General features: G+C 60.9%; 18 protein-coding genes and 1 pseudogene. 9 read left to right on the top strand and 10 right to left on the bottom strand.

Annotated elements, in window-relative coordinates:
- Positions 1-73: 73 nt before the first annotated feature.
- The 5 genes from paaE to paaA are packed head-to-tail and all read right to left on the bottom strand — an operon-like array spanning position 74 to position 2,753.
- Positions 74-250, bottom strand: a complete 177-nt coding sequence (gene paaE / locus EIK79_RS18165) for a 1,2-phenylacetyl-CoA epoxidase subunit PaaE (RefSeq protein ID WP_185715637.1) — start codon at positions 248-250, stop codon at positions 74-76.
- The gene (gene paaD, locus EIK79_RS13330) at positions 247-687 is read right to left on the bottom strand and encodes a 1,2-phenylacetyl-CoA epoxidase subunit PaaD (protein WP_124955604.1); all 441 of its coding nucleotides are present in this window, start codon (positions 685-687) and stop codon (positions 247-249) included. The genes paaE and paaD overlap by 4 nt, the downstream gene beginning before the upstream one ends.
- Positions 677-1,528: a 1,2-phenylacetyl-CoA epoxidase subunit PaaC gene (gene paaC, locus EIK79_RS13325; RefSeq protein ID WP_124955603.1), complete on the bottom strand. Its 852-nt coding sequence runs from the start codon at positions 1,526-1,528 to the stop codon at positions 677-679. Before paaC ends, paaD begins: the two co-directional genes overlap by 11 nt.
- Positions 1,528-1,842: a 1,2-phenylacetyl-CoA epoxidase subunit PaaB gene (gene paaB, locus EIK79_RS13320; protein WP_124955602.1), complete on the bottom strand. Its 315-nt coding sequence runs from the start codon at positions 1,840-1,842 to the stop codon at positions 1,528-1,530. The genes paaC and paaB overlap by 1 nt, the downstream gene beginning before the upstream one ends.
- Positions 1,839-2,753 (bottom strand): 1,2-phenylacetyl-CoA epoxidase subunit PaaA, encoded by a 915-nt coding sequence (gene paaA, locus EIK79_RS13315; RefSeq protein ID WP_124955734.1) that lies wholly within the window; start codon positions 2,751-2,753, stop codon positions 1,839-1,841. Before paaA ends, paaB begins: the two co-directional genes overlap by 4 nt.
- A gap of 85 nt (positions 2,754-2,838) precedes the next feature.
- On the opposite strand from paaA, the gene EIK79_RS13310 reads away from it, so the two are divergent.
- Both EIK79_RS13310 and EIK79_RS13305 read left to right on the top strand, forming a co-directional pair.
- Positions 2,839-3,489 carry a helix-turn-helix domain-containing protein gene (locus tag EIK79_RS13310; RefSeq protein ID WP_124955601.1) on the top strand — a complete coding sequence of 217 codons (651 nt, stop codon included), beginning with the start codon at positions 2,839-2,841 and terminating at the stop codon, positions 3,487-3,489.
- 68 nt (positions 3,490-3,557) lie between these two features.
- The gene (locus EIK79_RS13305) at positions 3,558-4,346 is read left to right on the top strand and encodes an SDR family NAD(P)-dependent oxidoreductase (protein WP_124955600.1); all 789 of its coding nucleotides are present in this window, start codon (positions 3,558-3,560) and stop codon (positions 4,344-4,346) included.
- Here the strand turns inward: EIK79_RS13305 and EIK79_RS13300 are convergent, their stop codons facing one another.
- Genes EIK79_RS13300 through hisI form a run of 3 tightly spaced genes read right to left on the bottom strand, consistent with a single transcriptional unit; the run spans position 4,347 to position 6,686 of the window.
- On the bottom strand, positions 4,347-5,135 hold the full coding sequence (locus tag EIK79_RS13300) for a sugar phosphate isomerase/epimerase family protein (protein ID WP_124955599.1): 789 nt from the start codon (positions 5,133-5,135) through the stop codon (positions 4,347-4,349). It abuts the gene before it with no gap.
- Between the two features lie 34 nt (positions 5,136-5,169).
- Positions 5,170-6,282, bottom strand: coding sequence for a DUF7118 family protein (locus EIK79_RS13295; RefSeq protein WP_124955598.1), 1,113 nt, complete (start codon positions 6,280-6,282; stop codon positions 5,170-5,172).
- A gap of 8 nt (positions 6,283-6,290) precedes the next feature.
- Positions 6,291-6,686, bottom strand: coding sequence for a phosphoribosyl-AMP cyclohydrolase (hisI, locus tag EIK79_RS13290; protein ID WP_124955597.1), 396 nt, complete (start codon positions 6,684-6,686; stop codon positions 6,291-6,293).
- An 85-nt stretch (positions 6,687-6,771) separates the two neighbouring features.
- Between hisI and EIK79_RS13285 the strand changes: the two genes are divergently transcribed.
- From EIK79_RS13285 to EIK79_RS13275, 3 genes are read left to right on the top strand one after another with little or no spacing between them, the layout of a single operon-like run.
- Positions 6,772-7,701 carry a universal stress protein gene (locus EIK79_RS13285; protein ID WP_124955596.1) on the top strand — a complete coding sequence of 310 codons (930 nt, stop codon included), beginning with the start codon at positions 6,772-6,774 and terminating at the stop codon, positions 7,699-7,701.
- A gap of 51 nt (positions 7,702-7,752) precedes the next feature.
- A complete protein-coding gene (locus EIK79_RS13280; protein WP_124955595.1) occupies positions 7,753-8,292 on the top strand; it encodes a dihydrofolate reductase family protein in 540 nt (179 codons plus the stop codon).
- Positions 8,289-8,792, top strand: coding sequence for a GNAT family N-acetyltransferase (locus EIK79_RS13275; RefSeq protein WP_124955594.1), 504 nt, complete (start codon positions 8,289-8,291; stop codon positions 8,790-8,792). The genes EIK79_RS13280 and EIK79_RS13275 overlap by 4 nt, the downstream gene beginning before the upstream one ends.
- Positions 8,793-8,922: 130 nt before the next feature.
- Here the strand turns inward: EIK79_RS13275 and EIK79_RS19050 are convergent, their stop codons facing one another.
- Both EIK79_RS19050 and EIK79_RS13265 read right to left on the bottom strand, forming a co-directional pair.
- Positions 8,923-9,048 (bottom strand): hypothetical protein, encoded by a 126-nt coding sequence (locus EIK79_RS19050; protein WP_267900542.1) that lies wholly within the window; start codon positions 9,046-9,048, stop codon positions 8,923-8,925.
- Between the two features lie 79 nt (positions 9,049-9,127).
- Positions 9,128-9,619 (bottom strand): LabA-like NYN domain-containing protein, encoded by a 492-nt coding sequence (locus EIK79_RS13265; RefSeq protein ID WP_124955593.1) that lies wholly within the window; start codon positions 9,617-9,619, stop codon positions 9,128-9,130.
- 336 nt (positions 9,620-9,955) lie between these two features.
- Between EIK79_RS13265 and dapA the strand changes: the two genes are divergently transcribed.
- From dapA to EIK79_RS13245, 4 genes and pseudogenes are all read left to right on the top strand, one after another.
- Positions 9,956-10,882 carry a 4-hydroxy-tetrahydrodipicolinate synthase gene (dapA, locus tag EIK79_RS13260; protein ID WP_124955592.1) on the top strand — a complete coding sequence of 309 codons (927 nt, stop codon included), beginning with the start codon at positions 9,956-9,958 and terminating at the stop codon, positions 10,880-10,882.
- Entirely contained in the window at positions 10,879-11,634 is a 756-nt protein-coding gene (dapB, locus tag EIK79_RS13255) for a 4-hydroxy-tetrahydrodipicolinate reductase (RefSeq protein ID WP_124955591.1), read from the top strand. The genes dapA and dapB overlap by 4 nt, the downstream gene beginning before the upstream one ends.
- A complete protein-coding gene (locus EIK79_RS13250) occupies positions 11,631-12,473 on the top strand; it encodes a 2,3,4,5-tetrahydropyridine-2,6-dicarboxylate N-succinyltransferase (RefSeq protein ID WP_124955590.1) in 843 nt (280 codons plus the stop codon). The genes dapB and EIK79_RS13250 overlap by 4 nt, the downstream gene beginning before the upstream one ends.
- Before the next feature lie 6 nt (positions 12,474-12,479).
- Positions 12,480-12,750, top strand: a pseudogene (locus EIK79_RS13245) (diaminopimelate decarboxylase); the annotation flags it as partial.

Below are 12,750 nucleotides of genomic sequence, written 5' to 3'. Positions count from 1 at the left end.
CATTACGTTATTGATCGGGTGACAACATCATGAGAAGTTCTCACACAGTTTGTCCGTCGCGCGTGTTATGGCTTTAGCGAAGCGCTTCGAACGGCTCTTTACAATCGTAACAGAAATGCATCGATCGACAGAGCGACGGTCCCTTTGGATGCTCACGGCTCGTGTTCGTCCCCTCACAGTACGGACACCGAACGTCGTCGGTCGATCGATCGGTGTCGACGCTCGGATCTGGGTTGTTAAATCGTCTCATGGGACACTCACCCCGAACGCTTCGAGCGCGTTCGCGCCGTCTTCGGTGATGAATTCGATCGACCACTCGGGCGTCCATACGAGTCGCACATCACAGTCCTCCACGGTATCGACCGCTTCGACAGCGCTCTGAACATCTGAAAGCAGCATCGTGCGGGCCGGACAACCGGTGTAGGTGAGTGTCATCTCGACCAGCACGTGGTCGTCATCGATTTCGACGCCGTAGATCAATCCCAGATCGACGACGCTGATCGGCATTTCTGGATCCTCTACTTCAGACAGCGCGTCCCATACTGATCGCTTTCGGCCGCGTGCTGATTCACCGGTCGCGGGGAGATCACTGTCGTCGCCCGTCTGTTCGTACGCCGTATACGGACAGTACGCGGTCTGCTCAGGCTCGCCGTGTGCCTCGATCGAGGTGGATGGATCATCTGGCATGGTCGGGATCGTTCGTGATCGTGCGGGTGTTCGTCCGGTCGAGTTCGCGGTACGTTCGGGTCAACTCCGCGTGGAGCACCGGCCACTGCTCGGTGTGCTCACCGCCGCGACCGTAGGCAACCGGAAGCTCTGGGGGTGAACCGTCCGCCGAAACCGGCGGGCGAACGCCGAGTGAATCGAGAAGCGGCACGGTGATCGAAAGCCACCGCTCGCGCAGGTCGGCAAGCGATTCGGATCGGAGACCGAACTCCCGGATCGTTGCCTCGTGCTCTGCGTCAACCGGTTCGAATAGCGCCAACGCGTGCGGGAACAGCCGATCTGTCGCCGCCTGTACGTTCGCACGCCCATCTGGATCCGCACACAGCCGTTCGAGCCAGTTTTCTGCGTGCTCGCGGTGATAGGCCTCCTCACTCCTGATCTTCCCGATCCGATCCGCGATCGGAGTGTAGGCGGCGTCTTCAAGCGCGGCCAACCGGAGTTGTTCGGCGGTGTCGTACAGGTAGCTTCGAACGATCGCGTCGGCCCAGTCGCCGTCCGCGAAGGGAAGTTCGACGAGTGCTGCGTGGGTGAAATCGGCCGGATCGCGCTCGAAGAGCAGCTCGGATTCAGTGTAATCGAACTCCGTGAGGAGATCGTACCACAGTCGCGCGTGACCCAACTCATCCTGTGCGATGTTCGAGAGCGCGAGATCCGACTCAAGCGTCGGTGCACGCACCTGCCACTCGGTGTATCGTTCCGCGAGCACGAATTCATCATCAGCCAGCGAGAACAGCAGCGTCTCGACGGCCGCCTGCTGACGGTCAGTCAGTTCGTCCGGATCGGACTGCTGGTTCGTTGCCATCAGCGTTCACCCTCCGCTTTGCGTTGCTCGCGGTCTGAGGTTTCGATCTCTTCAGCGAATTCGACATCAACGTTGTAGGCCGACACCCATCGGTACGATTTGTCGGTCGTCCCACCGAACTCGACGCCGTCGGTATCTGCGTCGACTGCCGACACTTCCGACTGTGGAACGACCCATAAGCTGTTGGTCGGCTTTCGGCGTGCGTGTTGGATCTGTGCGAACAACAGCGCCATCTCCCGGTCCGGTGCATGGACGTTTCCGCAATGGGTGTGATATTCGCCCGCTTGTTCCTGTCTGAACACTTCCCAGATCATGGTTGTGATTGTTCGGATCGGTCGATCGCGTTTCTGACCCACGCCACCGCCTCCTGCGTGGCGGCACGGGATCCGATCTGTTCGTGACTGCCGTCGTATTCGTTGCTGGCGACTTCCCAAAACTCCTCCCAGTCGAGATCATCCTCCGCGACGATGTATCGTCCGTCCTCCTTGCGGATCCGTGGCTCGTCAGGGATCTCTAACCCGTATTTTTCGGCTTTCGGAAGGTAAGCGTTCAGAAACGCCTGTCTGAGTTCGTCGTTGCTCATCGTTTTTAGTCCCACGCGCGCAGAGAAATCGTGGTGAGTACTTCGATCGTCCGTCGGCCCGAAAAACTGCAGAATGCGCGGCCACCACTCCTCGAACGCCTCTTGTAGCAACTGCTGTTCCCGGCGGGACCCCATCGCTAGCTCGCGCATGATGTCCTCACCGTGTTTGATGTGGAACCCCTCTTCAAAACAGATCTTGTCCATCGCGTGGGCGTACGGTTCCCAACTAGTGCGTTTGATCGTCGCTTGCCGGCGCATCGCCGCTCCGTCAACGAAGAAGGCGATCATCGGCGTCTCCCACCACTCGGTCATGGGATAATGAAAGCAGTTGAGGAATTTTCCCTCACCTGCGGCCAATTCGTCCAACATTTCCGCGCGCGTTTTGATTCCGAGCGACTCCGCTGCCCGGTACAGCAACTGTCCGTGACCGATCTCGTCCTGAACTTTCGCTGAAAACGCAAGCTTCCGATCGAGACTCGGTGCCTGACGGATGAACGGCCGTTCGAGATACGCACCCATGATCTCGGAGTTGGCGTGAAACTGAATCATCCGCGTCGCTGCCTTGCGGTACTCCTCAGGCATGTCGTCGTGGGGACTGAACGCCCGTGGTTCGGCCCGCTCTGTGACCTCCTCGACGTTCATTACGATCGGATGTTTGCGATGCACTACCATACGAATTACCCCCAACATGAGCGGGTTTTATAACAAATCAGCGGTATCGATACACGTGATTTCGGAGTGCCTCGTCGTGGAATTCGAAATACGGGGTGATGACTGTCCGCTTGCGGAGGCCACCCGGCGGGTGGCTGTCCCGGTAACGGCACAGCCCCCACAGTTACGGTCCGACGGATACGCGCTGTTACGGTTCGGCGCGTCCAATGCGGCCGATCGCCTGACGACTGTATTGGAAGCTGACGACCGGGTTCGGTATCTCCATCGCGTGCTAACCGACAACGGCGTGAACTACCGGTGTCTCTCGAAACACCCGTGTGTTGTCCACGAACTGGTGAGTGAAGGCCTGTTGATCGAGTCACTGGGCTATCGAAACGGAACCGCAACCGTCACGGGTGCCGTCGTCGGGTATGATGTGCTCGGCGGAGTAATGGACCGGGCCGGTGAAACGGTCGGCGTCACGCTCAAGCGGGTGTATCCGCTGGGAGTGCACGACGAACGCGAACGAACGGCCATCACACAGCGGTGGGATCTCACACGGAAGCAAGAACAAGCGCTGCGTGTGGCAACCGAACTGGGTTATTTCGAGCTGCCGAGGAACGCCGACGCGGCTGCGGTCGCGGCCGAACTCGGCGTAAGCAAATCAGCGTTTCTGGAGCGGCTCCGGCGGGCCGAGCGCTCGATTCTCACTCAACTGTTCGGGTGAGTGGCACGTTCGATTCGGTTTCGGGGGCTGCGGTTAACACCTATGGTGATGAATCGTGTACACGACCCATGGGAACGCCGACCTATGATTTCGATGCGAAGACAGTGATCGTGACGGGCGGGAGTTCGGGGATCGGTCGAGAGACTGCGCTGCGGTTCGCGGACGCAGGTGCTACAGTGGTAATCGGTGACGTTCGGACCGAGCCGAAAGACGTTGATGAAACCACGCCGACTCACGAACTGATCAACGCGGCCGGTGGAACGGCCGCGTACGTTGAGACCGATGTGACTGATCCCGACGCCATCGAATCGCTTGTTGTGGCGGCCCGCGAGCACGGCGGTGTCGACGTGATGGTGAACAACGCGGGGCTGCACATCGAAACACCGCTGCGAGAACTCACGCCCGAAGCGTTCGACCGCATCCACGCGGTGAACGTCCGTGGCGTGTTTTTCGGCTGTCAAGCCGCCGCCAATGACATGATCGACCGCGATCAGGGCGGCGTTATCGTGAACACGGCCTCAATCAGCTCCTCGCTCGCGCAGTTCGGACAGGTGCAGTACGACTCGACGAAAGGAGCGATCCGGATGGTTACGCGCGGCGCGGCGCTCGAACTCGCTGAACACGACATCCGGGTTGCCGGCGTCGCCCCCGGCCAGATCGCCACGGAATTCCTCGATGGGTGGACCGAGGAGGCGACAACTGGCGCACAGGAGGACGCCTTTCTCAAGCCGATCCCGATGGGGCGGGCCGGACATCCCGAGGACGTTGCTGGCGCGTACCTCTTTCTCGCGAGCGACGACGCGAGCTACATCACCGGGGAGTTGCTCCACGTCGATGGCGGCTGGCAGATCTGTTGATCAGTCCGCCAGCAATTTCGCAACGTGGCGTTTGCCGAGTGCGATCGTATCGAGATCGTTGGTGCCGACTTCGAGTGTCGCGGTGCCCGACCAGTCAGCGGCCGCAATCCCCTCGAACACGGTGGCGAAATCGATGTGACCCATCCCAACCGGAAGGTGTTCGTCACCGTCACGGGTGTCAACGAGATGAAGATGGTCGATCCGGTCGGCGTACTCCCGACAGAACTGGGCCATCGCCGGTTCCTCCATTCCAGCGAGCAGCGCGTGGCTGGTGTCGAACGTCATCGACGCGTTGGGATACCGGTCTAACAGCTCCGGAAACGTGGTGATATCGTAGTAGCTCGAAACGATGTTTTCGAGACAGGGGGTAAGTCCTCGATCACTGGCAGCAGGCACCAGTTCGTCGAGGCTCTCATGGACGAACGCCTGACACTCGGATTCGGACCAGCCCAGTTTCCACGCGTCTGAGGATGGGTGAAAAACCACTTTTTCCGCACCCAGATCGACCGCCAGTTCCATTCCGGCCCTGAACTCCGCGATCACCCCGTTCCGAACCGGCGTGAACGGCGAGCCGGGATCGGGGACGAACGGCAGGTGCACCACGATGTCCAGCCCAGCGTCGGAGAGGGATGTGCGCATCGATTCGCTGCGATTCTCGACGCGCTCGCGGGCGTATGGACCGTCAAGAAGGATCTCAACGAAGTCGAACCCCTCTTCGGTGGCCCACTCGACCGTCTGCTCGAACGGGAGTTCGAGTCCGAGCGTAAAACCGAGACGCAGTGAACGCATGTACTGCGTTACCAATCATTCCAAAAAAATCTTGTTATGAAATTTGTTGCTCATCGAGCACGGCGTCGAGCTGTTGGCGTTTCTCTCGCGCTCGTTCGAGATCACGATCGACAGAGCCATTTCGGATGCGCTCGCGGTCGTCGTCACCGAGCCGATCGTGGGCGACGGCAGTTTTCCGAAGCCGCTCGTACGCCGCGCTTTGGCACAGCGACCGGAGTTCTCGGAGTTGTGGCACCGTCTTCTCGGGGGCGAACCGGCCGGCGACGGCGATGCGTTCGCGGATCTGGTACCGAAGGGCCCCAGCAGAGGGTGGTGGCCACGCGATTTCGAGCGGGCTACCGTCGAGACGGCTCAGATACGTACGGCTCGTTCGGACGGCGCTGAACAGCGCCTGTGGATCGTCTACGTAGTGGCTCAACTTCGAGCGGGAGTAGTCCGCGTACTCAAGCAGCGTCGGGATCGGTTCGGTGCCCGCTTCGTGTGTCATAACGTACTCACACAGCGCCGGTGGCGGCTGGCGGTAGTCGACGAGCGGATACTGCTCCGTCGTGGCGACGAGCGATAGCACTGTTCGAGTGCTTGTCTCGGCGCGAAACGTCTCGAACGCAGCACCGACGGTATCGTTATACCGCTTGATCGGCGTTCGAATCCGATCGACCGAGGCGTCGAGATCAACCGTTTCGAACCGTTGGAGTCGTTCGAGCCGCTCGATCCGTTCTACGGTCGCGTCGCGTTGCTGGCTGACCGCGTGGCGCGCGTCGTCGTAGCGCTCTCGAAGCTCTCGGTATCGGTCCAACAGCTCGGCGTACTCAGCGGCGGGCTGTAGCGCCGACCGCGCGCGATCGAACTCCGCAGCGGAGAGCGTTTGCTGGTGGAGTTGCTCGTCGGCCGCCTCGAATGCCTCGCGCTCGGGTAGCTCCGCCGGCAGTCCTTCAATCAGATCGACCAGCTTCTCTTGAAACTCCACGTACCCCTCAAAATCGTCCCAGTCGGTCGCTCGCTCCTCGTACCGATCGAACAGTTCAATCACGTCGTGATAGGCCGTACTCACCGCTCTCAGCTCTTCGATTCCAACCGATTCGACGCGGTCATGCACGGTATCGTACTCCTCGACGACGTTTCGGAGTGTCTCGACTGCGTCTGACATATGACGCGTTACTCGTACACCTCCTCGGGATCGAACAGTTGCTCGCCCGTTTCGGTCGTTGACACCGCAACCGAGGCGTCTGTCCGCTCGACCGTCTCGACCGTCCGGTAGAAACAGCTCTCGTATCCGGTGTGACACGCACCACCCTCCTGCTCGACTTCGTACACCAACGCGTCACCATCGCAGTCGACCCGGATCGCTTCGACGTGTTGGACGTGGCCGCTGGTCGCACCCTTCTGCCAGAGTTCCTCTCGGCTGCGGGAATAGTAGTGCGCCAGCCCCGTTTCCTCGGTTCGCTCGATGGCCTCCGGGGAGGCGTACGCGAACATCAACACCTGTCCGGACTCGGCGTCGTGAGCGATCGCCGGGATCAGTCCGTCATCGAAGGTGAGATCGACGGTCATGACCGATCGAACGGACGGTTAGTGAATAGTCCTTTTGTCCTCGAAATTCGAGAACACTTTTCGGTGCTTGGTGATAACTTACACCATGGAGGATGTGAGACCGTCCAGAGGGCGAGTCACGACCGACACCGAGACGCTCCCGTCGGCGGATTACCGGATCGCCGTGGCGCTCCAAGCACCGACGCCGGTCGAGCAGTTGCTCCGTACGGCGCTCGATCTCGCGGCTGACAACGACGGGGAAGTCCTCATCGTGAGCGTCATCACGAAACCTCGCGGCTCGCCATTTTCACTGTTTACTGATGAGTTCATCAAACGGGAATTCAGTGGCGATCGGCAGGAGATCCTCGATCGTGCGATAGCATTAGCCGACGGCTCTGGCGTCCCGATCCGCGGTCGGTTGCTGGTCGGTCCCGATGTTTCTCGGGCCATCGAGCAGGCCGTTTCGGAATTCGATTGTGACGCCGTGCTGCTCGGGTGGCACGATCGCCGTCGGACGGAATCGGTGTTCGGGCGGAACGTTGATCGAGTGGTGACGCGCGCGCCGTGTGACGTGCTCGTCGAGAAGATCGGACACACGGCTAATTCAGTCGAGCGCATACTGCTTCCGGCCGGAAAAGGCCCAAACACCGAGCTTGCGGCGAGCGTGGCAAGCGCGATCGCGGTGGCCAACGACGCAGGAATCGACGTGCTTCGGCTTGTCGACCAGAATGCGTCCCGAGCGGAGCGAACCGATGCCCATGAACACGTCCGTACCGTCGGTGAGGCACTCGAACCAGTCACTGCGGTGTCGCTGCTCGTTGAGGAAACCGACTCGGTGGCCGAGACCATCACCGAAGCGACCGCCGACCGGGACGTGACCGTCCTCGGCGCGACCGATCGGACGTGGACCCAACGGTTGGCAGTCGGCCCAACGCCGGAAAAAGTCGGCCGGAACGCCCAAGGCACCGTCATCGTGACCAGGCGCGGCGATCGGCTGACCTCAACGCTCAACTACTGGCTGCGACGGCTCGGGTGATGCCGTCGTGTCTGCGGAACATTGTTATCGTGAGCCGCGGTCTGTCCGGTCGTGAGTTCCGGAACTGTCACACTGTACATCGCCGCGAGCGTGGATGGATACATCGCCACCGAGGACGGTGGCGTCTCGTGGCTCGATGCGTTTCACGAGGAGACGGAGGACGACGCCGGGGATTTCGAGGCGTTTTTCGCCAGCATCGACTGTCTCCTCATGGGATCGAAAACGTACGAACAGGTCATGGGGTTCGGAGAGTGGCCCTATGGACAGAAACCGACGTACGTCGTGACACGTCGAGAACTGCCACGCGCGAATGAAGCCATCGAGCTGTTCGACGGTCCCGTCGACGGACTCGTCGAACGACTCAAAGGAGAGTACGACCACGTTTGGCTCGTCGGCGGTGCACAACTCGCCCAAACGGTCTTGCGCTCGGACCAGATCGATCGTCTCCATCTGAGTCGCGCCCCCATACTGCTCGGTGGCGGAATCCCCCTGTTCGATGACGCTGGCGAAACGCGTGATCTGACGCTCCTGAATACGGTTGCGCGTGACTCGGGAATCGTCGAACTGCGATACGGAGTGGATCGTACATGACGACGCTCTCGATCCGTCAGTACCGCCCTGCCGACGACGACCGTGTCCGCGAACTCCACGAGACCGCGTTACGAGCGGCGGGTGGGTTCATCGAGGGAGCGCCGGAGCCGGATCTCGACGCCGTCGAAAAGACGTATCTCACGGACGGCGACTTTCTCGTCGGTGAGATCGATGATCGGATCGTAGCGATGGGCGCGTTCCGGCCAGCCACGGGCCACATCACCGAAGTCCTTGACTGCTCTGGGACGACCGCAGAACTGAAACGGCTGCGCGTCGATCCCGTTCACCAACGAAACGGGTACGGCCAAGCCGTCTGCGAGGAAGTGGAGCGCCGCGCGCGCGAGCAGGGCTTTACGGAGATAGTGCTCGATACGACACCTGCACAGACAGGCGCACGGCGGTTTTTCGAGACCAACGGCTTCGAACAGGTACGGACCGAACGCCGCCGACGGGAGGGTGACCCGTTCGAGCTGCTGTTTTATCGGACGAAGCTTAACTGATCACCCGGTCTCTTCGTCCATCCAATGGGTTTCGAGTCGTTGTTCGATTGCGGCCTGCACCGTCGCATACACCTCAAGTGGATGTTGTGAGGGAGGCGATACATTCGTCACCGACGCTCCGTCTGGAGGCTCATGGAAATGCGTCCGCGTATTGTGGCCGTTCGGGTGACGGTCCCAGCGACACTCCCAACGAACGCCAGCGCTGCCGAACGTCGTCAATAGCTTTCTGTGGCGGGACCGGATCAAACTCGTCCATACACGGTGACGCCGCGAATTGCAATATATTTTTGTCTCTTGCAGATATCTGAGTGATCGGCCTCGAATCGCGTCTCTCGCTACAACAGATACTCGTCTTCGGCCAGATCGACGAACGAGTCGGCGGCGTCGATGAGATCCTCAGAGGTCGAGGGCCGGAAACTCATGACTTCGACCCGGACGCCTTCGTGGCGGAGGTGCCAACAGAGACGGGTAAAATCGCCATCACCAGTGCAGAGCACGATCGCGTCCACGTGTTGCGCGAGCGTGATGGCGTCGAGACTCAGCCCGACATCCCAGTCGGCCTTTTTTGTCCCGTCAGCGAACGTTTTCAAATCTTTGCTTTTCGTTTCGTACCCAATGTCGGACAACGCCTCGAAAAACCGCTCCTCGTCGGGAGAGTGCGCCCGAATGACGTACGCAATGGCGCGAACCAGTTCCCGTTCGTACACAGCCTGTTCAAGAACGGCGTCGTAATCGACGTTCCGTGAGAAAAGACTGTGAGCACTGTGGTAGAGATTTTGCGCGTCGGCAAGCACCGCGACGCGCTGACTCGAATGTAACGGTGGCATACGCCGTATACGACCGTCCAGGCGGATAGACCTTGGTATTCTTCTGACAGTGACACTCAATGCACGACACACGATAAAAATCCAGACAGGAATTATTGGAATACATTAATGTGGCAGGTATTGGGGTGTGGCACAATTGCTAAGTCGTCCTGGCGCGCCTCTACAGACATGCACGTCGTCACATCCCCAACAGTCATCGGGTGTGACCGTCGGGTACGCCCGAGGAAAACAAAACGCCCGTAGCGACGGGTCCATGGCGGGTTGGCACCCCGTCGCGGGCTGTTTTTGATAGCGTCGTAGTGTGACACCAACTGGACACAGTAATCAAGCAAACGAATGAGACACGAACCGTTCACAGGCGTCCTTCCAGCGATGACGACGCCGTTTACAGACGAGTACAGCATCGATCACAACCGGCTCGCTGCGCAAGCAGAGCGTCTTGAAACTGCAGGCGTCGACGGACTCGTTCCCGTCGGCACGACCGGCGAGAGCGCGACGATGACCCACGACGAGCACATTGCGGTCATCGAGACGGTCGTCGAAGCAGTAACCGACGTGCCCGTGATCGCCGGGGCTGGAAGCAACGCGACTCACGAGGCGGTCGATCTCGCAACTCGCGCGGCGGATGCGGGTGCTGATGGGCTGTTGCTCATCGCCCCGTACTACAACAACCCCGAGCCGGCCGGCATGGAAGAGCATTTCCGGACGATCGCTGACAAGGTAGCTCTCCCCCAGATCGTGTACAACGTCCCGAGCCGTACCGGGCGGAACATTGCAGTCGACACGGCCGTTTCGCTGGCCAGCCACGAAAACGTGGTCGGGTATAAGGCTGCCAGCGGGGATCTCAACCGCGTCACGGAGATCATCGAACGCACACGAGACGAGGCGTTTTCGGTGCTCTCGGGCGACGACGCGCTCACGACGCCGATGCTCGCCATCGGCGCGGCCGGTTGTATCAGCGTCGCAGCCAACGTCGAACCCGAACGGATGTGTGCGATGGTGCACGCCGCCAACGAGGGAGAGTACGACCGCGCCCGCGAGTTACACCACGAACTCGGTCCGCTGTTCCGGGCACTGTTCCTCGAAACAAATCCCATCCCGGTTACGGCGGCGATGGAGATCCGAGGGCATGCTCCCGAGCGACTGCGCTCACCGCTGTCGCCGCTCAGTCCCGAGAACCGCGAACAACTCGCTAGCGTTCTCGAATCGCTCGAACCGGTCGAACCACTCGAAGCACAGTCCTCGCCTGAGGGCCGTTCATGACAATCGCGGTGACAGGGGCGTCAGGCCGCATGGGTCGATCGATTCTCGGGTTGGCGAGCGATCGCGGTGTGGAGACGATCGCGGTTTCACGGACGCTCACCGATGTCGATGAGGCGGCCAGCACGTGCCAGCCGGAAGATCTCCCTTCGGTGCTGGCCGAGCAGTCGGTCGACGCACTCATCGATTTCACTGTTCCGGCAGCGAGCGTCGAGTTCCTCGATGCGTGCGTCGATACCGAAACGCCTGCTGTGATCGGAACAACGGGGTTCGAAGCGTCGGAACTGGACCGCATCGAACGGGCGAGCGACGTGGTTCCCGTACTGCGGGCGGCGAACTTCGCGCGCGGTGTGCAAGGCTTACTCGCGCTCGTCCGCGAAGCGGCTGGGGCCCTGCCGGGGTACGATGTGGAACTCACTGAGACTCACCACAACGGGAAGCGTGACGCGCCGAGCGGAACGGCAAACACGCTGCTCGACGCGATCGAGGCGGAGACCGACGCAACCGAGCGCGTTTATGGCCGAGACGGGATTCAACCACGGAGCGACGGCGAGATCGGCGTCCACGTCCGGCGTGCGGGATCAATCCGTGGCGAGCACGAAGTCGTCTTTGCCGGTAACGATGAAGTGCTCACGCTGACCCACCGGGCCGAAAGCCGCCGGGTGTTCGCAGCCGGCGCACTCGACGCCGCGACGTGGCTCGCCGGACAGGAGCCGGGACAGTACGCGTTCAGCGAGGTGATCGCAGACACATGAGTACGAATTCGTTACGATCGGAGATCACGGAGTTGTATCGGCGCTACGACAACGGCCAACTGACCGCGAGCGAAGCGGGGACAGAGGAGTATGCAACACTCGATTCGTTCCTCGACGCGCTCGAAACCGGCGACATCCGCGCAGCCGAGCGGCAGGGGGGCGAGTGGACGGCTAACGAATGGGTCAAACGCGGAATCCTGTTGAACTTCGGGCTGCGAGAGATCCACAGCCACACCCACGGGGATGTCGCGTACCACGACGTGCTCCCGTTGCGCGAAACGGAGGATCTCCCCGAACGGGGAACACGAAACACGCCCGACGGAACGGTGATCCGACGCGGATCATACGTCGGCGGTGACGCCATCCTGATGAGTCCGGCGTTCGTCAACATCGGCGCGTACGTTGGCGACGGAACGCTCGTTGACTCCTGTGACACCGTTGGCTCGTGTGCCCAGATCGGTGCCAATGTGAAACTCGGCGCGAACACGTTGATCGGGGGCGTCCTCGAACCGGTCGAAGACGCGCCGGTTGTCGTCGAAGACGACGTTTCTCTGGGTGCGGGCTGTCGAGTCACGTCGGGATTCGTCGTCGGTGAGGGCTGTGTCGTGGGCGAAAACACGCTACTCACACCCCGCATCCCGGTGTACGATCTCGTTGACGAGGAAATCCGCTACGGCCGGTTGCCGCCTGAACGGCGCGCGTTCACGCGCTTTGTCGAATCAAGCGTTGGTGAGCACGACCTCTTTGCGGGCGGCGCGTACAAACCAGCGGTTGTTGCGACGGACATCGAGGCGACGACGCTCGACGGAACCGAACGGGAGGCAGCACTCCGAGAGTAACGGAATATGACTACGAACCCGCCTGTGCGACGACTGGCCGACTGGTCGGCCGATCGACTCCGGGATCTCGCGGACGAGTACGGCACACCGCTGTACGTGCTTGATCCCGATCGAGTCCGCGAGAACGCGGATCGGCTTCGGGCGGCCTTCCCCGAGACCGAGGTGAGCTACGCTCTCAAAGCGAACACGACCCGAGCCGTACTCGAAGCCGTTGAGCAGTGCGGACTCGGGGCTGAGTGTGCCTCTGCGGGCGAGGTACAACGAGCGATCGACGCGG

This window comes from Halocatena pleomorpha, assembly GCF_003862495.1.
Classification (GTDB): domain Archaea; phylum Halobacteriota; class Halobacteria; order Halobacteriales; family Haloarculaceae; genus Halocatena; species Halocatena pleomorpha.
The sequence above is the reverse complement of the archived record's forward strand: the minus strand, read 5'-3'. Positions and strand labels throughout refer to the sequence as shown.

Coding starts and splice junctions, on each gene's coding strand:
- paaE (WP_185715637.1), bottom strand. CDS start 250: ATGAGACGATTTAACAACCCAGATCCGAGCGTCGACACCGATCGATCG.
- paaD (WP_124955604.1), bottom strand. CDS start 687: ATGCCAGATGATCCATCCACCTCGATCGAGGCACACGGCGAGCCTGAG.
- paaC (WP_124955603.1), bottom strand. CDS start 1,528: ATGGCAACGAACCAGCAGTCCGATCCGGACGAACTGACTGACCGTCAG.
- paaB (WP_124955602.1), bottom strand. CDS start 1,842: ATGATCTGGGAAGTGTTCAGACAGGAACAAGCGGGCGAATATCACACC.
- paaA (WP_124955734.1), bottom strand. CDS start 2,753: ATGAACGTCGAGGAGGTCACAGAGCGGGCCGAACCACGGGCGTTCAGT.
- EIK79_RS13305 (WP_124955600.1), top strand. CDS start 3,558: ATGGGAACGCCGACCTATGATTTCGATGCGAAGACAGTGATCGTGACG.
- EIK79_RS13300 (WP_124955599.1), bottom strand. CDS start 5,135: ATGCGTTCACTGCGTCTCGGTTTTACGCTCGGACTCGAACTCCCGTTC.
- EIK79_RS13295 (WP_124955598.1), bottom strand. CDS start 6,282: ATGTCAGACGCAGTCGAGACACTCCGAAACGTCGTCGAGGAGTACGAT.
- hisI (WP_124955597.1), bottom strand. CDS start 6,686: ATGACCGTCGATCTCACCTTCGATGACGGACTGATCCCGGCGATCGCT.
- EIK79_RS13285 (WP_124955596.1), top strand. CDS start 6,772: ATGGAGGATGTGAGACCGTCCAGAGGGCGAGTCACGACCGACACCGAG.
- EIK79_RS13275 (WP_124955594.1), top strand. CDS start 8,289: ATGACGACGCTCTCGATCCGTCAGTACCGCCCTGCCGACGACGACCGT.
- EIK79_RS19050 (WP_267900542.1), bottom strand. CDS start 9,048: ATGGACGAGTTTGATCCGGTCCCGCCACAGAAAGCTATTGACGACGTT.
- EIK79_RS13265 (WP_124955593.1), bottom strand. CDS start 9,619: ATGCCACCGTTACATTCGAGTCAGCGCGTCGCGGTGCTTGCCGACGCG.
- dapA (WP_124955592.1), top strand. CDS start 9,956: ATGAGACACGAACCGTTCACAGGCGTCCTTCCAGCGATGACGACGCCG.
- dapB (WP_124955591.1), top strand. CDS start 10,879: ATGACAATCGCGGTGACAGGGGCGTCAGGCCGCATGGGTCGATCGATT.
- EIK79_RS13250 (WP_124955590.1), top strand. CDS start 11,631: ATGAGTACGAATTCGTTACGATCGGAGATCACGGAGTTGTATCGGCGC.